Here is a 20,516-nt window from a genome sequence, read left to right on the forward strand (position 1 = left end):
CTACAGAGCTCAGGCAACTCGGCCGGGTGTCCGCATGGATGCCCGGCCGATCTCTTGAGCGGTATCGATAAAGGCTCTGAGCTTCGGCGCCATCGATGCCCTGCGCGGGAAATAGAGGAACAGGCCCGGCTCCTCGATCGCCGTCTTCGGCAGGATCTGAACCAGACGACCCGCGGCGAGATCGGCGCGCACCAGCGGCTCGAATACGTAGGCGAGCCCGACGCCAGCAAGCGCAAGATCGATCGCCGCAAGCGAATCTGTGACGATGGCCGTGCCGCGCGTCTCGACCACGACATCCTTGCCGTTTTCGTTCAGATCCCAACGATAGAGCCCGCCGGAGCGGACAAGCCGGTAGCCGATGCAATTGTGCCTCGCCAGGTCGGCTACGTCGCGCGGCCGGCCGTGCTTTCCGATATAGCCGGGCGAGGCGACAACCACTGCCTTGACGGGAGGCGTAAGCCGCACGGTGATCATATCCTGTGCGATCATCTCGCCCAGCCTGATGCCGGCATCGAAACCCTCGCCGACGATATCGACCAGGGCCTGGTCGGCGAAGACCTCGACCGTCACCTCCGGATAGCGTTCGGCCATGGCCGCGATCACCGGCGTGACCGCCAGGGGGATCGCGATATTGGACGCATTGATCCTGAGCAGGCCGGAGGGCCTGCCCTTGACGGCGCGGATGCGGTCGATGCGCTCGGAGATGTCCTGCAGGGCAGGGGCCGCGGTCTCCACCAGCGCCTTGCCGGCTTCGGTCAGCGAAACGCTGCGCGTGGTGCGCGCAAACAGCGGCTGGCCGATGCGCTCTTCCACCAGCCGCACCGCATGACTGACCGCCGACGGACTCATGCCGAGTTCGGCCGCGGCAAGCGCGAAGCCGCCGCGCCGAGCCACGGCGACGATCACCGGCAGATGCGTCAGCAGATCTCGATCCATTCATGAATAATATCGCATAGTCCTTGCGAACAATGCAATCTTATCGATGCCGCCAAGCTGGTCCACATTGGCGCCAACACACGGGCGGTGGGGCCGATGCGCAAGGAGAAAAAACATGAATGCTTTGAGACATGTGACCTTCGCGGCAGGACTGGCACTGGCGCCCGTCGATGCCGGCGGAGCCGAACCAATGGGCTGGCAAACGCTCGCCGACGAGCGCGCCGTCATCCGCATCGCGGATGCCATTGACCGCGCCGTCGATGCGCAGGATTGGAAACTCGCCCGCAGCTTCTTCGCCGACCGGGTTACCGCGGACTTCAGCAGCCTTTCCGGACAGCCCGCGGCCAGGGTCGCCTCCGACGATCTGATCGGCGCCTGGGCTGCCAATCTCAAAGGCAGCAAGACGAGCCTGCACCTGCGGACCAACCACCAGGTCGAAATAGAGGCCGATACGGCGACCGTCCGTTCCAACGGCTATGCCTGGAACAGGATGGAAGGCAATGGCGATCCGCTCTGGGAGGTCTGGGGCACCTATGAGCATCGCCTGAGCCGATCGGGTCAAGGCTGGAAGGTGGACGGCTTCACGTTCCGCATGACGCATGAGCGCGGCAATCCCTGGGTGAAAGCGACGCCTGGCCAATAAGCCCATACCAAACACGATCGGAACACGTCATGAGCATGAACTATTACACGCTCGGCAATAGCGGCCTGCGCGTCAGCCGGCTGGCGCTGGGCACCATGACCTTCGGCACCGAATGGGGCTGGGGTGCTGACAGGGAAACCTCCCGCGCCATGTTCGACGCCTATGTCGAGGCTGGCGGCAATTTCTTCGACACGGCCGACCTCTACACCGGCGGGACGGCAGAGACCTGGCTCGGCGAATTCGTCGCCGAGCGCGGCTTGCGCGACAAGGCGGTGATCGCCACCAAATTCACGATGAACAAGGAACCCGGCAATCCGAATGCCGGCGGCAATGGCCGAAAGAACATCATGCGCGCGGTGGACGCTTCGCTGAAGCGGCTCGGAACCGACTATATCGATCTTTACCTCATGCATGTCTGGGACAGGCTCACGCCGGCCGAGGAGGTGTTGCGCACGCTGGACGATTTGGTGCGTGCCGGCAAAGTACGCCATATCGGTCTTTCTGACGTGCCGGCCTGGTATGCCGGGCGGGCGCAGGCGATCGCCGAACTGCGCGGCTATGAGCCGGTCTCGGCCCTGCAGCTCGAATATTCGCTCGTCGAGCGCTCGATCGAACATGAATTCGCGCCTTTCGCCTCGCGTCACGGCGCCGGCATCATGGCGTGGAGCCCGCTGGCCAGCGGCCTGCTAAGCGGCAAATACCGCCCGGCGCAAGCCGGCAGTGCCGGCCGGCTCGACGGGTTCCGCAACACCACGCATCCGGGTTTCCAGAAATTCAGCGAACGCAATTGGGCGATCGTTACGGAACTCGAGAAGGTGGCTTCCGAACTCGACCGAAGCATGGCGCAGGTGGCGCTGAACTGGGTTGCGGCGCAGCCGGGTGTGGCCACCGTCATCCTCGGCGCGACGAAACTTGCCCAGTTGCAGGACAATCTCCGGGCGCTGGACTTTTCAATCCCTGCCGAACTCCGCAAGCGGCTCGATTCGGTGAGCCTTGCGCCCGCGCCGTTCCCGCATTCCTTTTTTGGACCCGAGATTCAGGTCAGGGTGGCCGGCGGCGTCGTGACGGGCGACAAGCCGTCCGGCTATTCGCTGCCGGTCCTGATCGAAGGCGAACTGGTCGGGATCAGCAGCAACTGATCGGAAAAGCCTGGAATTTTGCGCGAGGGCGCGGCGTGACATCGCCGCGCCCTTCGTGTATCGGGTCGAACCATCGTGCCAGCGCCGCCAGGCGAAGCGAGGCGCCTTTCGCCTCCAGATTTGCCCGCGCCGAGATTTTTCGAGGAACCAGATGACGGTGAAGCCCCTCTATCGACGTGTCTTGCTGAAAGCTTCGGGCGAAGCCTTGATGGGGGAACAGCATTTCGGCATCGACGTCTCGGTCGTCGACCGTATCGCAGCCGACATTGCCGAGGCGCGGGCGCTTGGCGTCGAAGTCGGAGTCGTGATCGGCGGCGGCAACATCTTCCGCGGCGTGGCCGTCGCCTCCAAGGGCGGCGACCGCGTCACCGGCGATCACATGGGCATGCTCGCCACCGTCATCAACTCGCTGGCGCTGCGCACCTCGCTGAACAAAATCGGCGTCGACGCCGTGGTGCTTTCGGCCATTGCCATGCCGGAACTCTGCGAAAGTTTTTCACAGCGCCAGGCGACCGCCTATATGAATCAAGGCAAGGTGGTGATCTTTGCCGGCGGCACCGGCAATCCGTTCTTCACCACCGATTCGGCCGCAGCGCTGCGCGCCGCCGAGATCGGCGCCGACGCGCTGTTCAAGGGCACGCAGGTCGACGGCGTCTATTCGGCCGACCCGAAGAAGGATCCGGATGCGGTGCGCTTCGACCGCATAAGTCATGCCGAAGTCATCAAACGCGGGCTTACGATCATGGATACGGCCGCGATTGCACTTGCGCGTGAAAACAACATTCCGATAATCGTCTATTCGATCCACGAAAAAGGTGGTTTCGGCGAAATTCTAAGAGGCGGCGGCCGTTGCACGATCGTCGCGGACAATTGACTGGGGCCGAAGACGGCAGAATGATCGCCGGTCCGGTCGAGATTAGAAGACAAGCATTGAACCCGGCGAACGGGTCGAGGAGATGATCATGAGTGGCGAGTACGACGATCTCAAGCGGCGCATGGACGGGGCGATCGCGGCCTTCAAGCACGATCTCGCTTCGCTGCGCACCGGCCGCGCTTCCAGCAACCTGCTCGACGCCGTGCAGGTCCATGCCTATGGCACGACGATGCCCATCAATCAGGTGGCCAACGTCACGGTTCCGGAGCCGCGGATGATTTCGGTATCGGTTTGGGACAAATCGATGGTGAGCGCCGTCGACCGCGCTATCCGCGAGGCCAATCTTGGCTTCAATCCGATCGTCGACGGCACCAATCTGAGGATTCCTTTGCCCGAACTCAACGAGCAGCGCCGCAAGGAACTGGTCAAGATCTCGCACGGCTATGCGGAGAACGCCCGCGTCGCGGTTCGCCATGTCCGTCGCGACGGCATGGATTTCCTCAAAAAGGCGGAAAAGGACGGCACGATCAGCGAAGACGATCATCGCAAGCGCTCCGACCAGGTTCAGAAGCTGACCGATGAGATGATCAGCACCATCGATCACCTGCTTTCCGATAAGGAAGCTGAAATCATGCAGGTTTAGGGTCGGTTTCTCACCGGCTCGAAAGCGAGACCATGACAACCCCCGCGCATGTCGCGATCATCATGGACGGAAACGGACGCTGGGCCAAGGCGCGCGGCATGCCGAGGCTCGCCGGCCACCGCGCCGGCGTCGAAGCCTTGCGCAAGACGGTGCGCGCCGCGCCAGAGCTCGGCATCTCCTATCTGACGGTCTACGCCTTCTCCTCTGAAAACTGGTCGCGGCCGAAGTCCGAGGTCAGCGACCTGATGGGCCTCCTGAAGCTCTTCATCCGCCGGGATCTCGCCGAGCTGCACCAAAACGGCGTGCGGGTGAGGGTGATCGGCGACAGGGAAGGGCTGCAGCCGGACATCAGAGGCCTGCTGCAGGAGGCCGAATCGCTGACCGCGGGCAATGAGGCGCTGACCCTGGTCATCGCCTTCAACTATGGCGGGCGCGACGAGATCGTGCGCACCGTGCGCAAGCTCGCCGATGCCGTGGCTCGCGGCGAAATGACAACCGACGCCATCACGATGGAGAGCTTTGCCGGCGCGCTCGACACCGAGGGCATTCCCGATCCGGACCTCGTGATCCGCACCAGCGGCGAGCTCAGGCTGTCGAACTTCCTCTTGTGGCAGGCCGCCTACAGCGAGCTCGTCTTCCTGCCTTGCTACTGGCCGGACTTCAGCCGGGAGCACTTGGCCGACGCCCTGCGCGACTTTGCCGGCCGCGAACGCCGTTTCGGCGGGCTCGCCGCCCGCGACGTCGCCTTGTAGCGCGGCATCGATGAGCAATCTCCAGCAGCGTGTCATCTCGGCCATCGTGATGGCAGCCGCCACACTTGCGCTCACCTGGCTCGGCGGGCTGCCGTTCCGCCTGTTCTGTGCGGCGATCGCGGCGTTGATCTTCTACGAATGGACGCGCATGTCGCGCGCTGAGAACGGTGCGACGCTCGGCTTTCTGCCGGAAGTGCTGATTCTGGTCTTCATCGGCGCGCTGGTCGCCGGCCTGCCGGCACTGTGGCTGCTGCTTCTGGTCGCAGCCATCACTGTTATCGTCGCTGTTGCCGCGCGACTGCGGGGAGCAGCGCAGTGGGAGGCCTCGGGGCTGGCATACGCGTCGCTGTCCGGCTTGTCGCTCGCCTATCTGCGCGGGGACAGCCACTCAGGATTGATCGCCATCCTCTTCCTGTTCGCGGTCGTCTGGGCGACCGACATAGCGGCCTATTTCGTCGGCCGCAGGGTCGGCGGCCCGAAGCTTGCGCCATCGATCTCGCCCGGCAAGACGCAGAGCGGCGCGCTTGGCGGCGCTGTCGGCGGCATCGCTGCCGGATTGGTGCTGGCAATCGCCGCCGGGGCCGGCAATCTCACTATGCTTGGCCTCGTCGCCTTGGCGCTCTCGATCGTCTCGCAGATCGGCGATCTGTTCGAATCCTGGGTCAAGCGCCGGCAGGGCTGCAAGGATTCAAGCAATCTCATCCCCGGCCATGGCGGCGTCATGGACAGGGTGGACGGGCTTGTCGCGGCTGCGTTCGCCCTGTACGTCATCGGTTGGATTGCGGCGGGCGCCGACCATCCGGCAATGGGGCTGTTTCCGAACTGACTGGCGTCGCCAATGGGCAAAACGACGCGTGCCACGGATTCGCCCGGATTGATGCCACAGTCGCGGCGGACTGTCGCGCTGGGCGAATTTTGAGGGCATGACTTGAACGAGATTCTTCACGCGCTCTTCAGCACGCAAGGCTTTGTCCTCGGCACCCTTGTGCCGTTCCTGTTCGTGCTCACCGTCGTGGTGTTCGTGCATGAGATGGGCCACTACCTCATCGGCCGCTGGTGCGGCATCGGCGTCAAGGCTTTTGCCATCGGCTTCGGCCCGGAGCTCTTCGGTTTCAACGACCGCCACGGCACCCGCTGGAAGCTTTGCGCCATTCCGCTTGGCGGCTACGTGAAATTCGTCGGCGACATGAACGCGACATCGAGCCAGCCGAGCACCGAAGACCTCGAATCGCTGAGCGAGGCCGAGCGCGAGGTCGCCTTCCACACCCAGCCGATCTGGAAACGCGCGGCGACCGTCGTCGCCGGGCCGCTGTTCAATTTCCTGCTGACGATCGCCGTGTTCGCGGTGCTGTTTTCCCTCTATGGCCGCCCGGTGATGGAGCCGATGGTGGCCGAAGTCAGCGCCGGCAGCCCGGCGGCGCGGGCGGGCATTCAGCCCGGCGATCGATTCGTCAGAGTCGACGGCAACAAGGTGGAGACCTTCGCCGACGTTCAACGCCTGGTTTCGGGCCGCGCCGGCGATGCCATCACCTTCACCATGTTGCGCGACGGCAAGGAAATCACCGTCACCGCGACACCGGAACCGATGGAGCAGCAGGATGCGCTGGGCAACAAGGTCAAGGTCGCGATCATCGGCGTGGCCAACAATGCGGAGCTCGGGCAGCCGCGACTGGTCTCCTACACGCCCGCGGGCGCGCTGGCGGCGGCTGTCGAGGAAACCGGGCATGTGATCGAGCGCACCGGGCAATTTCTGCAACGTTTCGTCGTCGGGCGCGAAGACAAATGCCAACTCGGCGGCCCGATCAAGATCGCGAAAATGTCGGGTCAGGCGGCCAAACTCGGTTTCGAATGGCTGGTGCAGCTTGTTGCATTCCTGTCAGTCGGGATAGGGATTCTCAATCTGCTACCGATTCCCCCTCTCGACGGCGGCCACCTCTTGTTCTACGGCGTGGAGGCCGTCATAAGGCGGCCCGTGTCGGAGCGGATGATGGAGATGGCCTACCGGACCGGTCTCCTTCTGGTGCTCGGATTTATGGGTTTCGTTTTTTGGAATGATCTGTTTGGGTGCTGAAATCATGAAGGAATTTGGCTTCGGCCCCACCCATATTGAGACGCCGTTTACCATGCGTGGGGATATGCGTGACACGAAAGCCACGCAACAGGGTTAAGTAAATACAAATTAACCGGGAGCCTTGCGTGTAGGGGAAATCCGGTTAATACGGTAAGGGAAAATACCGCACGTCCGGTTTTCTCGCCGTGGGGACTACGAGAAAAAGGTACAAAAGCCCGATGAAGGCAGCATCCAAGTTTCTGAGCGCCGCGTCCGCGGCGGCTTTGTCCGCCGCCCTGGTTTTGCCAGGCGCGCTCGCAGTGCAGTTCGTTGCCACATCGGTAGCCGAAGCAGCAGTGGTCAGCAGGGTCGAGGTCAGCGGCAACCAGCGTGTCGATGCCGAAACCATCCGCAATTACATCGCGATCAAGCCCGGCAAGGCGTTTTCAAGTGCCGATATCGATAGCGCCGTGAAGGCGCTGTTCGGCACCGGGCTGTTCTCGGACGTCCAGATCAATCAGGTCGGCTCGACCCTGGTCGTCAAGGTTTCCGAATACAAGGTCGTCAACCAGGTCCTGTTCCAGGGCAACAAGAAGCTCAAGGACAACGCGCTCCAGGCCGCTGTCCAGCTGAAGCCGCGCGCGACCTTCTCGCAGCAGGCGCTCGACGCCGACGTCGAGGCGGTCAAGGCTGCCTATCGGCGTATCGGCCGCGACGACGCCGCCGTGACCACTCAGATCATGGACCTCGGCGACAATCGCGTGAACGTGGTCTTCAACATTAACGAAGGCGCGCGCACGCAGATCGCGGCGATCAATTTCGTCGGCAACAGCGCTTTTTCCAGCCGACGCCTGTCGGACGTCATCAACACCAAGCGTTCGTCCTGGCTTTCGTTCGTGCTGCGCGACGACGTCTATGACGAGGACAAACTGCGCGCCGATCAGGAGTTGCTGCGCCGCTTCTACTACAATCACGGTTACGCCGATTTCCAGGTCGTTTCGGCCGTCGGTGAGTTGGACGAAGCCACCAACAAATACACGGTCACCATCACCGTGCAGGAAGGCGAGCGCTACAACTTCGGCGACATCAGTGTCGAGAGCACGATTCCCGAGGTCGACTCAAAGTCGCTGGAATCGGTGGTCGAGACGCACAAGGGCGATGTGTATAACGCCAAGGACGTCGAGGACACGATCGTTGCGCTCACCGAAAAGGTCGCCGGCTCAGGCTATGCGTTTGCCCAGGTAACGCCGCGCGGCGACCGCAATTTCGAGAATCACACGATCTCGGTCGTCTACACAATCGACCAGGGCACCAAGGCCTATATCGAGCGCATCGAAATCCGCGGCAACGACCGCACGCGTGACTATGTCATCCGGCGCGAATTCGACGTCAGCGAAGGCGACGCCTTCAACCAGGTTCTTATCCAGCGCGCGAAGAAGCGGCTGGAAGCCCTGGATTATTTTGAAAAAGTCGACATCTCGACGGTCCCTGGGTCCGCTCCGGACCAGGTCGTCCTAGTGGTTGACGTGGTCGAGAAGTCGACCGGTGAGTTCTCGGTCGGCGCCGGCTATTCGACCGGCGGCGACACGCCGGGCCCGTCCGTCGAAGGCTCGATCACCGAGCGCAACTTCCTCGGCCGCGGCCAGTACATCAAGCTGTCGGCCGGCGGCGGCAAGAACTCGCGCGACTACGCGATCTCCTTCACCGAGCCGTATTTCCTCGGCCGGCGCATCGCCGCGGGCTTCGATATCTACAAGTCGACCCGTGAGTACAACCATTACGATACGGACGTCACCGGCGCGACCATTCGCTTCGGCCTGCCGATCACCGACAGCATTTCGACGCAGCTGGCGTATAATATCTCGCAGGAGAAGTATTCGATCGCCGATGGCTGCTTGACCAGCGGCGTCTACGATCCGTCCAAGTGCACGATCTCCCAGGCCATCCGGGACGGCGTCGCCGAAAGCCCATGGACCAAGTCGTCTGTCAGCCTCGGCCTGGTCTACAATACCATCGACGACATGAAGAATCCGCACGAGGGTCTTTACATCACAGGCACAACGGAAGTCGCCGGTCTCGGCGGTGACGCCAAGTGGGTGAAGTTGACCGGGCGAGCAAGCGTCTACCAGACCTTGTCCGAGCAGTTGGACCTAGTCGGCCTGGTGTCGGGTGGCGCTGGCTATATCGCGGGCTATGGCAATGGCGATCTGCGCATCTTCGACCACTTCCAGAGCAATGACCGCATGATCCGCGGTTTCGCCTATGGCGGCATTGGCCCGATTGCCAGCGACACCAGTGGCGACCATCTCGGCGGCACGACCTATTTCAATGCCTCGGCGGAAGCCCAATTCCCGATGCCGGTTATTCCGGAAAGCTTCGGCTTGCGTGGCGCTGTGTTTGCCGATGCGGCAACGCTTTACGGCAGCAAGCTCGATCCTGCTTTGATCAAGCCGGGGTCGGCTGACATGCATCTGCGCGCTTCGGTCGGTGTCGGCCTAATGTGGGCTTCGCCGTTCGGTCCGATCCGCATCGATTATGCGATTCCGGTCGAGAAGCAGCCGGGCGACGACGTGCAGGAATTCAACTTCGGCATAGCGACCCGTTTCTAATCCGCGGGTTACGATGTTTCCGGGTCGTGTGATGACCCGGAATCGACTGATCCGACCTAGCTGGATAATGTTTGTGGAATGACCGATCCGGTGTTCTTCGCGCCTTCACGCCGGTATACGGCTGGCGAGGTCGCGAATCTGACCGGCGCCAATCTTATTGATTCCTCGCAGGCCGACATCGCCATCGACGCGCTGGCGCCCGCCAATGAGGGTGGCGACGGTGCGCTCGTCTTTGTCGACGGCAAGCGCAATTTCGCCTTGATGCATTCGCTCAAGGCGGCTGCCGTTCTCTGTCCTGCCGACTTCGCCAACAGGGCGCCGCAGGGGATTGCGGTGCTGGCGCATCCGCGCCCGCAGCAGGCCTTCGCCATGGTGGGGCGGCTGCTCTTTCCGCAGGCCGCCACGCCCGGGCCGATGACCGGCGAAACCGGCATTTCGCCGCAAGCGCACATCGATCCGTCCGCGCATGTCGAGGCGGGTGCGATTGTGGAGGCGGGCGCCGTGATCGGTCCCGACGTTTCTATCGGGAGCGGCACGGTCATTGCGCCCCATGCGGTCATTGGCCGCTCCTGCAAGATAGGTCGTGATGGCTATGTCGGTCCGGGTGCCAGCATCCAATATGCGCTGATCGGCAACCGCGTCATCATTCATGGCGGTGCAAGGATCGGTCAGGACGGGTTCGGCTTCGTGGCCGGCGCGAAGGGACCTGAGCGCGTGCCGCAGATCGGCCGCGTCATCATCCAGGATGACGTCGAGATCGGCTCCAACTCGACCGTCGATCGCGGTGCGATGTCCGACACGATCATCGGACAAGGCACCAAGATCGACAATCTGGTGCAGATCGCCCACAATGTTCGCATCGGCCGCAATTGCATTATAGCCGGGCTTTCGGGTATTTCCGGTTCCGTCGTCGTCGGCGACAACGTCACCATGGGTGGCGGCGTCGGCCTCGCCGATCATTTGACCATCGGTCCCGGGGCCAAGCTTGCTGCGAGAAGTGGTTTCATGAGCAACGTGCCGGCGGGCGAGGTCTGGGGAGGCTATCCGGCGCAGCCAATGGCGGAAGCCATGCGTGAGATCGCGATGCTGCGCAGGCTGGCCAGGACGCGCAAGCAGGGCGACGGAAATGGCTGACACGGTTGCGATGACACTTGAGGCGGTCGACATAATGGGGCTGATGAAGCTCCTGCCGCACCGTTATCCGTTTCTGCTGATCGACCGCATCGTCGAAATCGACGGCGACGACTCCGCGGTCGGCATCAAGAACGTGACCATCAACGAACCTCATTTTCAGGGCCATTTCCCGCAGCAGCCGGTGATGCCGGGCGTGCTCATCATCGAGGCGATGGCCCAGACCGCCGGCGCGATCTGCATTCGCAGCCTCAATGCGGAAAAGCCCTCGCTGGTTTATTTCATGACCATCGACAACGCGAAGTTCCGCAAGCCGGTCGTCCCAGGCGATCAGCTCAGGATCCACGTCAAGAAGATCAAGAAGCGCGGCAACCTGCTGAAATTTGCCTGCGAGGCGATGGTGGATGGCGCAAAGGCCGCCGAAGCCGAAGTTTCGGCTATGATGGTCACCGGCTGACGGTTTCTAATGCTCATGAAAGTTCAGACATCAATCCACCCTTCCTCGGTCGTCGAAGAAGGTGCCCAGCTCGGCGAAGGTGTGCGTATCGGACCCTTCTGCCATGTCGGCGCCGATGCCGTCATCGGCGATCGCGTCGAGCTGGTCAGCCATGTCTCGGTGATGGGCGCGACCACCGTCGGCGGCTCGACCAAGGTCTATCCAATGTCGACGCTCGGGGCGCCGCCGCAAAACACCAAGCACAAGGGCGGGCGCACGACGCTGGTCATCGGCGAAAATTGCACCATCCGCGAAGGCGTCACCATGCATGTCGGCACCGATTCCAGCCGCGGCGAGACGGCGATCGGCGACAATGGCAATTTCCTGGCCTATGCCCACATTGCCCATGACTGCGTCGTCGGCAAGAATGTCACCTTCGCCAATGGGGCGACGCTCGGCGGGCATTGCGAGATCGGCGACAATGTCTATATCGGCGGCCTGACCGCCGTGCATCAGTTTGTCCGCGTCGGCGACAACGCCTTTATCGGCGGCTGCTCGGCGGTCGTCGGCGACGTCATTCCCTATGCGATCGCCGTCGGCAATCGCGCCAAGCTGCGCGGTCTCAACGTCATCGGCCTGAAGCGCTCCGGCCTGCCGCGCGCCGAAATCTACATGCTGCGAAGGGCTTACAGGGCGATTTTCGACCACTCCCGCACGGTCGGGGAGAATGTCGAGATCGCCAAGGCGGAGTTCGCCTCGTCACCGACGGCCATGAAGATGATCGACTTCATCACCAGTCGCGGCAAGCGGCATTATGCCGTCCCGCCGCTGAAGGGCGGTGGCGGCGATGACGATGGCGATGACGAGGGCTGAGCCCGCCGGGTCAGGGCTTGCACTCGCGCCGGGCTCCAGGGTCGGCATCATCGCCGGTGGCGGCAGCCTGCCGGTCGAAGTGGCGGAAGGTCTGGTCAGACAGGGACATTCGCCTTTCATCATCCTGGCCGAGGGCGAGGTGGATCGCGAAGCGGACTTTGCCGCCTACGAGCAGGCGACGCTTGCGCTCGAAGACATCGGCTTCCTGCTTCCCTTGCTGAAGCGCGAAGGCATTAGCCACCTGGTTCTTGCCGGCGAGATCAAGCGCAGGCCGCGGCTTGCGAAGATACGTCCAACGCTCAGTCTGCTGACGATAATCCCCTCCGTGGCAATGGCGCTGGCCCGCGGCGACGACGGGCTTCTGAAGGTTCTGACGCGCGGGCTGGAAAGGCGCGGTATCACCGTGGTCGGAGCGCATGAGATCGTTCCAGATCTCGCTGCCGGCGAGGGCACGCTGACCAAGGCAGGACCAAAGCAATCGGACTGGCGCGATATCGAGGCGGGCCGCGCGGCGGCCAAGGCGATCGGCGAGCTCGACATCGGCCAGGCGGCGATTGCAATTGGAGGGCGGGTTATCGCGTTGGAAGGCATCGAAGGCACTAAGGGCCTGCTCGAGCGGACGCGCGAATTGCGCGGGCACGGCAGGCTCGCCGGCAAGACGCGCGGCGTTCTCGTCAAATGCGCCAAGCCAGGGCAGGAGCTGCGCGCCGACCTGCCCTCGATAGGCCCGCAGACGGTCGAGGCCGCACATGCGGCCGGCCTTGCCGGCATCGCCGTTGAAGCCGGCCGCTCGCTCATTCTCGAAGGCCCGGCGACTCTTGCGCGGGCCAATGCGCTTGGCTTGTTCATCGTCGGATTTCCCGCGACGGAGCCGACCGATGGCCAGTGAGAGGCCACTCAAGATCGCCATCGTCGCGGGCGAGGAATCGGGCGACCTGCTCGGCGCCGACATCGTGCGTGCGCTCGAGAAGACCACCGGCCGTAAGATCCGGCTCGTCGGCATCGGCGGCCGGCATCTGCAGGACCTGGGGCTGACACCGCTCTTCGACGGCAGCGAGATCGCGCTGATGGGCTTCAGCGCCGTCTTGCGCGACCTGCCGCGGCTGATGCGCCGGATCAGCCAAACAGCCGGCACCATCGCGGCGGAGCGGCCGGATTGCCTGATCACCATCGACAGCCCTGATTTTTCGCTGCGGGTCGCCAAAAGGGTCCGCGCCGCCGCGCCCGCCATCCCGATCGTCCATTATGTCTGCCCGAGCGTGTGGGCATGGCGGCCGGGCAGGGCGGCGGCGATGAAGCCCTATGTCGATCACATCCTCTGCATCCTGCCCTTCGAAGTGAAGGCGCTCACCCGACTTGGTGGGCCGCCCGGCACCTATGTCGGCCACCGGCTGACCCAGGATCCCGGCGTGCTTGGCGCCGCCAAGGCGCAGAGCTTGCCGCGGGACCTGTCGGAGGATCGCGTGAAGACGCTGCTCGTGCTGCCCGGCTCGCGCCGCGGCGAGGTGCGCCGGCTGATCGAGCCGTTCGGCAAGGCGATATCGGTCTTGCATCAGCGCGGTCACCGCTTGCGGCTGATGCTGCCGACGGTGCCGCATGTCGCCGACCTGGTAAAGGCGTCCGTCACGCGGTGGGACGAGAAGCCAGAGATCGTCACCGATCCGGAGCGCAAATGGTTGGCTTTCGGCAAGGCCGATGCGGCTCTGATCGCCTCCGGAACAGTTTCGCTCGAGCTTGCGCTTTGCCGTGTTCCAATGGTCTCCAGCTACAAGCTCGATCCGATCGCGAGGCAGCTGCTGCAGCATCTGGTGACGACCTGGTCGGCGCTGCTGCCCAACCTGATCGCCGATCGCGCGCTGGTGCCGGAGTTCTACGATCAGTATGTCAGGCCGGAGAACCTGGCGCGTCAGCTGGAAGCCCTGTTTGCCGATACCGGCATGCGCGCCTGGCAGCAGGCAGGCTTCGCCGAAATCGCCAGGCGCATGGCGACCGACAGGCCGTCGGGCGAGATTGCTGCAGAGGTGGTGCTGGGGTGCATCAAGAAAGCGAATAGGGAGTAGCGAATAGCGAGCAGGCTAGGCGCGAGCGCCGACGGGTTTCTTTCACTGTTCGCTACTCGCTATTTCGCTATTCGCTCAATCACCGCTTCGCAATCGGCACGTAGTCGCGCTCCGTGGCGCCGGTGTAGAGCTGGCGCGGGCGGCCGATCTTCTGGTGCGGGTCTTCGATCATTTCCTTCCATTGCGCGATCCAGCCGACGGTGCGGGCGACCGCGAACAGCACGGTGAACATGGTGGTGGGGAAGCCCAGCGCCTTCAGCGTGATACCCGAATAGAAGTCGACGTTCGGATAGAGCTTCTTCTCGATGAAATACTCGTCGGTCAGCGCGATCTTCTCCAGCTCCATCGCGATGTCGAGCAGCGGATCATCCTTGATGCCGAGCTCGCCCAGCACCTCATGCGCCGTCTTCTGCATGATCTTGGCGCGCGGATCGTAGTTCTTGTAGACGCGATGGCCGAAGCCCATCAGGCGGAACGGGTCGTTCTTGTCCTTGGCGCGGGCGATGAATTCCGGGATGTGATCGACATGGCCGATCTCGCCCAGCATGTTGAGGGCCGCCTCGTTGGCGCCGCCATGCGCGGGGCCCCAGAGGCAAGCAATGCCGGCCGCGATGCAGGCGAACGGATTGGCGCCCGAAGAGCCGGCGAGACGAACCGTCGAAGTCGACGCGTTCTGCTCGTGATCGGCGTGCAGGATGAAGATGCGCTCCATGGCGCGCGCCAGCACCGGATTGATCTTGTACTCCTCACACGGGACGGCAAAGCACATGTGCAGGAAGTTGGCGGCGAAATTCAGCTCGTTCTTCGGGTAAATGAAGGGCTGGCCGATGTGGTATTTGTAGGCCATCGCCGCGATCGTCGGCATCTTGGCGATCAGTCGCATGGAGGCGACCATGCGCTGATATGGGTCCGAGATGTCGGTCGAGTCGTGGTAGAAGGCCGACAGCGCGCCGACCACGCCGCACATGACGGCCATCGGATGGGCGTCGCGGCGGAAGCCGGTGAAGAAGCGCGACATCTGCTCATGCACCATGGTGTGGCGCGTCACGCGATAGTCGAAGTCGTCCTTCTGCGCCTTGGTCGGCAATTCGCCGTAGAGCAGGAGATAACAGACCTCGAGGAAGTCGCCGTGCTCGGCGAGCTGGTCGATCGGGTACCCGCGATGCAGTAGGATGCCGGCGTCGCCGTCGATGAAGGTGATCGCCGACTCGCAGCTTGCCGTCGAGGTGAAACCGGGATCGTAGGTGAAGGCCCCGGTGGTGCTGTACAGCGCGCCGATGTCGATGACGTCGGGCCCGGTCGAGCCGCTTCGCACCTTGAATTCATGCGTCTTGCCGGCGAGCTCGAGCCTTGCGGTCGACTCGCGCGCCTTGCCGCCCGATTCCAGTTTTGTCGCAGCTTCGCTCATTGCAAACTCCTTTATGTTTTCTCATGCCGGCAAGGCAATTCCTGCAAACGACACGTCGAAATCACCGGAATGCGCGAACTTGCCACCGCATTTTAGGAGGTGCGTGCCAGATTGGGCCAAAGCCTAATGTTGCACTGCGAAACACACCTTTCAATGCCAATCTTCTTGGGCCAGTTCGCTCCTAATCGATTTGATCCGCAACCCGCGCCAGGCTCTCCTCACGGCCGAGCACAGCGAGCACATCGAACACGCCGGGCGAGGTGCTGCGGCCGGTGAGCGCGGCTCTCAGCGGTTGAGCCACGGCGCCGAGCTTATGGCCGCCTGCCTGCGCAAAATCGCGAATAGCGGCTTCCGCGGTCGCGGCGCTCCATTGGCTGGAGATCGCGGCGAGCGCGGCATGGGCGCCGCGCAAAATGGCGCGGGCGTCGCTGCCAAGCAACCCCGCAGCCTTTTCGTCGAGCCGCAAGGGCCGCTCGGCGAACAGGAAGCCGGCTCCATCGACAAGCTCGACCAACGTCTTTGCCCGCTCCTTCAGGCCCGGCATGGCAGCAAGCAGCTGTGCCCGGCGCCTGTCGTCGAGCTTGGCCGCGAGCGCCGGGCCACCCTCGAGATAGGGCAGGGTGGCTACGAGAACATCAAACAGCGCCTTGTCGTCCATCTTGCGCATATGGACGCCGTTCAGCGCCTCGAGCTTGGCGAAGTCGAAACGGGCGGCGCCCTTGTTGACGTCGCCGATATCGAACCAGGAGATCATGTTCTTGATCGACATTACTTCGTCGTCGCCGTGGCTCCAGCCGAGCCTAGCCAGATAGTTGAGCAGGGCCTCCGGCAGATAGCCCATGGCGCGATAAGCCTCGACGCCGAGCGCGCCGTGGCGCTTCGACAGCTTGGCGCCGTCGGCACCATGGATCAGCGGGATGTGCGACATCGACGGCACGGTCCAGCCCATGGCGTTGTAGATTACGGTCTGGCGCGCGGCGTTGGTCAGGTGATCGTCGCCGCGGATGATGTGGGTGACGCCCATATCGTGATCGTCGACGACGACGGCATGCATGTAGGTCGGGTTGCCGTCCGAGCGCAGGATGATGAAGTCGTCGAGGTCCTTGTTCGGGAATCGCACCTCGCCCTGCACGCGGTCGTGCACGACGGTCTCTCCTTCGATCGGCGCCTTGATGCGGATCGCGCCCTTGACGCCGGGAGGCGCCTCGGAGGGGTCGCGGTCGCGCCACTGGCCATTGTAGCGCGGCGGCAGCCCCTTGGCCCGCGCCGCCTCGCGCATCGCCTCCAGCTCGGCAGGCGTCTCATAGCTGTAATAGGCCTTGCCTAGCCGTACGAGCTCCTCTGCCACCTCACGGTGGCGCGGCGCTCGCTCGAACTGCGACACGGCCTCGCCGTCCCATGAGAGGCCGAGCCAGGTCAGCCCGTCCAGGATAGCGGCTGTCGCCGCTTCGGTGGAGCGCTCGCGGTCAGTGTCCTCGATGCGCAGCAGCATCGTGCCGCCCGTGTGCCTGGCGTAGAGCCAGTTGAACAGCGCCGTGCGCGCCCCGCCGATGTGCAGATAGCCGGTGGGCGAGGGGGCAAAGCGGGTGACGACCTTGTCGGACATGGAACTCTCGGAAGAAGCTCTGAAGCGGGCATGATTGCGCGGACTTTCGCGCGGTGGGCGTTCATGTAGCATAGGAGGTCTGGGGCGCAAGGGGCAGACCCGATGGCTGGACGTGGCCGGGGTGCGGAGGATGGCGAGAAGACGACGGCTGGCGTGAGCGAGCGCCTGCTGTTTGCCGACACCGTGCCTGCTGAGGCAGTACCGGTTTGGGTTCCCGTGCCGCGTCCGGCCACCGAGATTTCGGACGGCGACGCCGTCGTGAAGCCGCCTCCGCCGGCGGCCATCGACTTAATCCGCAGGCGGTTCCGCCGTGCCTCGTTTTCCGTGTTTCGCCGGGGTGTGGCCGAGGCAGCCTCAACCGAGCTCGACCGCGGCATCGGCTTCCTGCTGGTGCCGGTGTTCCTGGCCGCCGGCGTGATACTCTATTATTCCGTGAGCGCCGAGCCGGATCTTTACAGACCGCTGGCGGCGGTGGCGCTGATGGCTCTATGCGCGGCGGTTTCGCGCCTCTGGCTGAAGACACACCTGGTCTTTATGGCGGCGCTGTTTTGCGCGCTGGGCTTCGTCGCCGCGAAGGTCGAGACCTGGCGCGCCGCTACACCGATGCTCGGCTCCGAAATCCAGACGCGGCTGACAGGCCGCGTCGTCATCGCCGAGGAAATGGCCAATGGCCGCGTCAGGCTGACCATCGATCTCGTCTCGACCGCGCATCCAAAGCTGCGCTACGCACCGGATCGCGTCAGGGTCTCGGCACGCAGGATCCCGGCCGGCATGAAGGCCGGATCGCTGGTGACGGGTTACGCGCGGCTCCTGCCGCCGACAGGGCCGGTCCGTCCGGAAAGTTATGATTTTTCCTTCGACAGCTATTTTTCCGGCATCGGCGGCAGCGGATTTTTCCTCGGCGACCCGAAACTCATTCCGCCAACCGACCCGATCGGCCAGACGAGCATCGCCTCGGCCATCGAGAACGCGCGCGAAAATATTGCCGACCACATCAGAAGCACCGTCGGCGGACCCGAAGGCGAAATTGCCGCCGCACTGATCGTCGGCGTGCGCGCCGGCATTCCGGAGGACATCAACGAGGCGATGCGGCGGACCGGCATCTATCACATCATCTCGATTTCGGGCCTGCACATGGCGCTGGTCGCCGGCACGGTCATGCTTCTGCTGCGCGGCGCCTTTGCGCTGTTCCCGGATTTTTCGTCACGCCGGCCGGTGAAGAAATATGCCGCGGCAATCGCGCTTATGTCGATCGCCGCCTACCTCGTCATCTCCGGCGTGGTGGTCGCCGCCGAGCGAAGCTTCATCATGCTGGCCGTGATGCTGATCGCCGTGCTTTTCGACCGCGCCGCGCTGACGATGCGCAATTTGGCGATCTCGGCCATCGCCGTCATCCTGGTGTCGCCGCATGAAGTGGTTGGCCCGAGCTTTCAGATGTCGTTCGCGGCAACCGCCGCCCTTGTCGGCGCCTATGCCGGCTGGTCCGACTACCGCGCCGGCAAGGTGAGAGCGCCGCCGGCAAAGCGTTCGTTCCTGCGGTTCATGTCGCACAAACTGGCAGTCGGAGCAGGTGGCGCCGCGATGACGTCGATCATTGCCGGAAGTGCCACGGCGCTGTTTGCCATCTGGCATTTCCAGCGCGTCTCGCCGCTTAGCCTGCTGGCCAATCTCGCGATCATGCCGATCGTCACGATCGTGATGTTTCTCGCCGTCGCCAGCGCGGTCATGATGCCGTTCGGCTTCGACGGGCCCTTCCTCTATTTGATGGGCAAGGGCCTGGCGGCGATGATCGCGATCTCGGCGTGGATTTCGGAGTGGTCGCCGGTCGATGCCGTGGGCCTGATCTCGATCGATTCGGTGCTGCTGGCGACGATCGCGCTCGTCATCGCCACGATGGCGACTACGTGGCTCAGGCTGGCCGCGATTCCTTTCGCTGCCGCGGCCGTCATGATGATCCCGCAGGTGCGCACGCCCGACCTGCTGATCTCGGAGGACGCGCATCTGGTGGCGATGCCGATCGGCGGCGGCGAACTCGCCATCAATCGTGCCCGCTCGAACGAGTTCACCACCGATAACTGGAAACGCGCGCTCAAGGCCGAAACGATCGTGCCGCCGGAGACATTCGCCAAGGGCACGCTGGACATAGCCGATCCCGTCGACCTGCCGCCTGGATCGCCCTTTTACTGCACGGGCGATCTCTGCATTGGCCGGCATCCATCAGGCGCGATCGTCGCGCTCGCCGAAAAACGCGAAGCTGCCCGGCCTGCCTGCGACTTCGCAGACCTCATCGTCATTAACGACGCCACGGCCTACAATCCCTGCCGCGATCCGCGTGTCCTCGTTGTCACCAAGCGGCAGCTCGCGCGCGACGGCAGTGCCGCCGTCTTCTTCGATCCGCAATCGGCGACGGCGCGAGCAACCATTCAATACGCCGTCGAAAAACCGTACCGCCCTTGGCACGAACAGCGGCGCTACTCGCGTGAGGCGAGGGGGTTGGCGCCTTACAAGAAGCCCGAGAAGCCGAAAGCCAAGCCGCAGCCCCTCAGTAGCGGCGGATGAGCCCGACGAGCTTGCCCTGAACCTTGACGCGATCGGGACCGAAGATGCGCGTCTCATAGGCCGGATTGGCAGCCTCGAGCGCGATGGAGGCGCCCTTGCGGCGGAAGCGCTTCAGCGTCGCCTCCTCGTCATCGACCAGCGCCACGACGATCTCCCCGGGGCTCGCAGTGCTGGCGTTGCGGATGATGACCGTGTCGCCGTCGAAGATGCCGGCCTCGATCATCGAATCGCCTTTGACCTCGAGCGCGTAGTGCTCGCCGCCCGCGATCATGTCCGGCGGCACTGTGATCGAATGCGTCTGGTGCTGGATGGCGTCGATCGGCACGCCGGCGGCAATGCGACCCATCACCGGGATGGAGACGGCTGAAACGGCGTCGTCGTCATTGCTGGGCGTCGGCGTGCGGGCGGGCGCCGCGGGTTTGATCTGGCGGCCGAGATTGCCTTGGCCGCCCTGGATGACGCTCGGCGAGAATTTCTTCGCCGCATTGAGGCCGGGCGCGATCGAGTCAGGTAGGCGCAGCACTTCAAGAGCACGCGCCCGGTTCGGAAGCCGGCGAATGAAACCGCGCTCCTCCAGCGCCGTGATCAGGCGGTGGATGCCCGATTTCGAGGCAAGGTCGAGCGCTTCCTTCATCTCATCGAAAGACGGCGGAATGCCGCTTTCCTTGAGCCGTTCATGGATGAACATCAGCAGTTCATGTTGTTTGCGCGTCAGCATGGCGGCCCCCATGGGTTCTGAAACCAGAATCAGAAAAACAAACCCAGAACAAACACTATCTGTTCCAGTTGTGTTCCGC

Annotated in this window: 17 protein-coding genes and 1 pseudogene; 14 read left to right on the forward strand and 4 right to left on the reverse strand. The window is 63.6% G+C overall.

What is annotated here, in order from left to right:
- Positions 1-9 precede the first annotated feature (9 nt).
- Positions 10-936: a LysR family transcriptional regulator gene (locus tag EJ078_RS29110; RefSeq protein ID WP_127216992.1), complete on the reverse strand. Its 927-nt coding sequence runs from the start codon at positions 934-936 to the stop codon at positions 10-12.
- A 115-nt stretch (positions 937-1,051) separates the two neighbouring features.
- Here EJ078_RS29110 and EJ078_RS29115 point away from each other — a divergent pair, with 115 nt between their 5' ends.
- The 13 genes and pseudogenes from EJ078_RS29115 (at position 1,052) to lpxB (ending at position 14,146) form a co-directional block, all read left to right on the forward strand.
- Positions 1,052-1,579 (forward strand): nuclear transport factor 2 family protein, encoded by a 528-nt coding sequence (locus tag EJ078_RS29115; RefSeq protein WP_067319881.1) that lies wholly within the window; start codon positions 1,052-1,054, stop codon positions 1,577-1,579.
- Positions 1,580-1,608: 29 nt separating this feature from the next.
- A complete protein-coding gene (locus EJ078_RS29120) occupies positions 1,609-2,718 on the forward strand; it encodes an aldo/keto reductase (RefSeq protein WP_127216991.1) in 1,110 nt (369 codons plus the stop codon).
- 151 nt (positions 2,719-2,869) lie between these two features.
- Positions 2,870-3,592 carry a UMP kinase gene (pyrH, locus tag EJ078_RS29125; RefSeq protein WP_067319888.1) on the forward strand — a complete coding sequence of 241 codons (723 nt, stop codon included), beginning with the start codon at positions 2,870-2,872 and terminating at the stop codon, positions 3,590-3,592.
- An 88-nt stretch (positions 3,593-3,680) separates the two neighbouring features.
- A complete protein-coding gene (frr, locus tag EJ078_RS29130) occupies positions 3,681-4,235 on the forward strand; it encodes a ribosome recycling factor (protein WP_082953689.1) in 555 nt (184 codons plus the stop codon).
- A 20-nt stretch (positions 4,236-4,255) separates the two neighbouring features.
- Positions 4,256-4,987: pseudogene (locus EJ078_RS29135) on the forward strand (isoprenyl transferase); the annotation flags it as partial.
- A gap of 10 nt (positions 4,988-4,997) precedes the next feature.
- Positions 4,998-5,813 carry a phosphatidate cytidylyltransferase gene (locus EJ078_RS29140; RefSeq protein WP_127216500.1) on the forward strand — a complete coding sequence of 272 codons (816 nt, stop codon included), beginning with the start codon at positions 4,998-5,000 and terminating at the stop codon, positions 5,811-5,813.
- 102 nt (positions 5,814-5,915) lie between these two features.
- Entirely contained in the window at positions 5,916-7,058 is a 1,143-nt protein-coding gene (rseP, locus tag EJ078_RS29145; protein WP_066992647.1) for an RIP metalloprotease RseP, read from the forward strand.
- A 218-nt stretch (positions 7,059-7,276) separates the two neighbouring features.
- Positions 7,277-9,646 carry an outer membrane protein assembly factor BamA gene (bamA, locus tag EJ078_RS29150; RefSeq protein WP_128294537.1) on the forward strand — a complete coding sequence of 790 codons (2,370 nt, stop codon included), beginning with the start codon at positions 7,277-7,279 and terminating at the stop codon, positions 9,644-9,646.
- Positions 9,647-9,724: 78 nt separating this feature from the next.
- Positions 9,725-10,780, forward strand: a complete 1,056-nt coding sequence (gene lpxD, locus EJ078_RS29155) for a UDP-3-O-(3-hydroxymyristoyl)glucosamine N-acyltransferase (protein ID WP_067319901.1) — start codon at positions 9,725-9,727, stop codon at positions 10,778-10,780.
- Positions 10,773-11,234 carry a 3-hydroxyacyl-ACP dehydratase FabZ gene (fabZ, locus tag EJ078_RS29160; RefSeq protein WP_095800760.1) on the forward strand — a complete coding sequence of 154 codons (462 nt, stop codon included), beginning with the start codon at positions 10,773-10,775 and terminating at the stop codon, positions 11,232-11,234. The genes lpxD and fabZ overlap by 8 nt, the downstream gene beginning before the upstream one ends.
- 15 nt (positions 11,235-11,249) lie before the next feature.
- Entirely contained in the window at positions 11,250-12,086 is an 837-nt protein-coding gene (lpxA, locus tag EJ078_RS29165; protein ID WP_127216498.1) for an acyl-ACP--UDP-N-acetylglucosamine O-acyltransferase, read from the forward strand.
- The gene (gene lpxI / locus EJ078_RS29170) at positions 12,073-12,975 is read left to right on the forward strand and encodes a UDP-2,3-diacylglucosamine diphosphatase LpxI (RefSeq protein WP_127403946.1); all 903 of its coding nucleotides are present in this window, start codon (positions 12,073-12,075) and stop codon (positions 12,973-12,975) included. Before lpxA ends, lpxI begins: the two co-directional genes overlap by 14 nt.
- The gene (gene lpxB / locus EJ078_RS29175) at positions 12,965-14,146 is read left to right on the forward strand and encodes a lipid-A-disaccharide synthase (protein ID WP_127217074.1); all 1,182 of its coding nucleotides are present in this window, start codon (positions 12,965-12,967) and stop codon (positions 14,144-14,146) included. The genes lpxI and lpxB overlap by 11 nt, the downstream gene beginning before the upstream one ends.
- Before the next feature lie 79 nt (positions 14,147-14,225).
- Here lpxB and gltA read toward each other — a convergent pair whose 3' ends face one another.
- Positions 14,226-15,554 carry a citrate synthase gene (gene gltA / locus EJ078_RS29180; RefSeq protein WP_095777720.1) on the reverse strand — a complete coding sequence of 443 codons (1,329 nt, stop codon included), beginning with the start codon at positions 15,552-15,554 and terminating at the stop codon, positions 14,226-14,228.
- A 181-nt stretch (positions 15,555-15,735) separates the two neighbouring features.
- Positions 15,736-17,160, reverse strand: a complete 1,425-nt coding sequence (gene gltX / locus EJ078_RS29185; protein WP_127217075.1) for a glutamate--tRNA ligase — start codon at positions 17,158-17,160, stop codon at positions 15,736-15,738.
- Positions 17,161-17,262: 102 nt separating this feature from the next.
- Between gltX and EJ078_RS29190 the strand changes: the two genes are divergently transcribed.
- Entirely contained in the window at positions 17,263-19,719 is a 2,457-nt protein-coding gene (locus EJ078_RS29190; protein ID WP_208720974.1) for a ComEC/Rec2 family competence protein, read from the forward strand.
- Here the strand turns inward: EJ078_RS29190 and lexA are convergent.
- Complete coding sequence (gene lexA, locus EJ078_RS29195) at positions 19,703-20,437, reverse strand: transcriptional repressor LexA (RefSeq protein ID WP_066992799.1); 735 nt, start codon at positions 20,435-20,437, stop codon at positions 19,703-19,705. The genes EJ078_RS29190 and lexA overlap by 17 nt on opposite strands.
- Between the last annotated feature and the right edge of the window lie 79 nt (positions 20,438-20,516).

Origin of the sequence: Mesorhizobium sp. M1A.F.Ca.IN.022.06.1.1 (assembly GCF_003952605.1) — a bacterium.
Lineage (GTDB): Bacteria > Pseudomonadota > Alphaproteobacteria > Rhizobiales > Rhizobiaceae > Mesorhizobium.

What these genes read in the sequence shown, in the direction of transcription:
- EJ078_RS29110 (WP_127216992.1), bottom strand. Translation starts at nt 936, where the DNA reads ATGGATCGAGATCTGCTGACGCATCTGCCGGTGATCGTCGCCGTGGCT.
- EJ078_RS29115 (WP_067319881.1), top strand. Translation starts at nt 1,052, where the DNA reads ATGAATGCTTTGAGACATGTGACCTTCGCGGCAGGACTGGCACTGGCG.
- EJ078_RS29120 (WP_127216991.1), top strand. Translation starts at nt 1,609, where the DNA reads ATGAGCATGAACTATTACACGCTCGGCAATAGCGGCCTGCGCGTCAGC.
- pyrH (WP_067319888.1), top strand. Translation starts at nt 2,870, where the DNA reads ATGACGGTGAAGCCCCTCTATCGACGTGTCTTGCTGAAAGCTTCGGGC.
- frr (WP_082953689.1), top strand. Translation starts at nt 3,681, where the DNA reads ATGAGTGGCGAGTACGACGATCTCAAGCGGCGCATGGACGGGGCGATC.
- EJ078_RS29140 (WP_127216500.1), top strand. Translation starts at nt 4,998, where the DNA reads ATGAGCAATCTCCAGCAGCGTGTCATCTCGGCCATCGTGATGGCAGCC.
- bamA (WP_128294537.1), top strand. Translation starts at nt 7,277, where the DNA reads ATGAAGGCAGCATCCAAGTTTCTGAGCGCCGCGTCCGCGGCGGCTTTG.
- lpxD (WP_067319901.1), top strand. Translation starts at nt 9,725, where the DNA reads ATGACCGATCCGGTGTTCTTCGCGCCTTCACGCCGGTATACGGCTGGC.
- fabZ (WP_095800760.1), top strand. Translation starts at nt 10,773, where the DNA reads ATGGCTGACACGGTTGCGATGACACTTGAGGCGGTCGACATAATGGGG.
- lpxA (WP_127216498.1), top strand. Translation starts at nt 11,250, where the DNA reads ATGAAAGTTCAGACATCAATCCACCCTTCCTCGGTCGTCGAAGAAGGT.
- lpxI (WP_127403946.1), top strand. Translation starts at nt 12,073, where the DNA reads ATGACGAGGGCTGAGCCCGCCGGGTCAGGGCTTGCACTCGCGCCGGGC.
- lpxB (WP_127217074.1), top strand. Translation starts at nt 12,965, where the DNA reads ATGGCCAGTGAGAGGCCACTCAAGATCGCCATCGTCGCGGGCGAGGAA.
- gltA (WP_095777720.1), bottom strand. Translation starts at nt 15,554, where the DNA reads ATGAGCGAAGCTGCGACAAAACTGGAATCGGGCGGCAAGGCGCGCGAG.
- gltX (WP_127217075.1), bottom strand. Translation starts at nt 17,160, where the DNA reads ATGTCCGACAAGGTCGTCACCCGCTTTGCCCCCTCGCCCACCGGCTAT.
- EJ078_RS29190 (WP_208720974.1), top strand. Translation starts at nt 17,263, where the DNA reads ATGGCTGGACGTGGCCGGGGTGCGGAGGATGGCGAGAAGACGACGGCT.
- lexA (WP_066992799.1), bottom strand. Translation starts at nt 20,437, where the DNA reads ATGCTGACGCGCAAACAACATGAACTGCTGATGTTCATCCATGAACGG.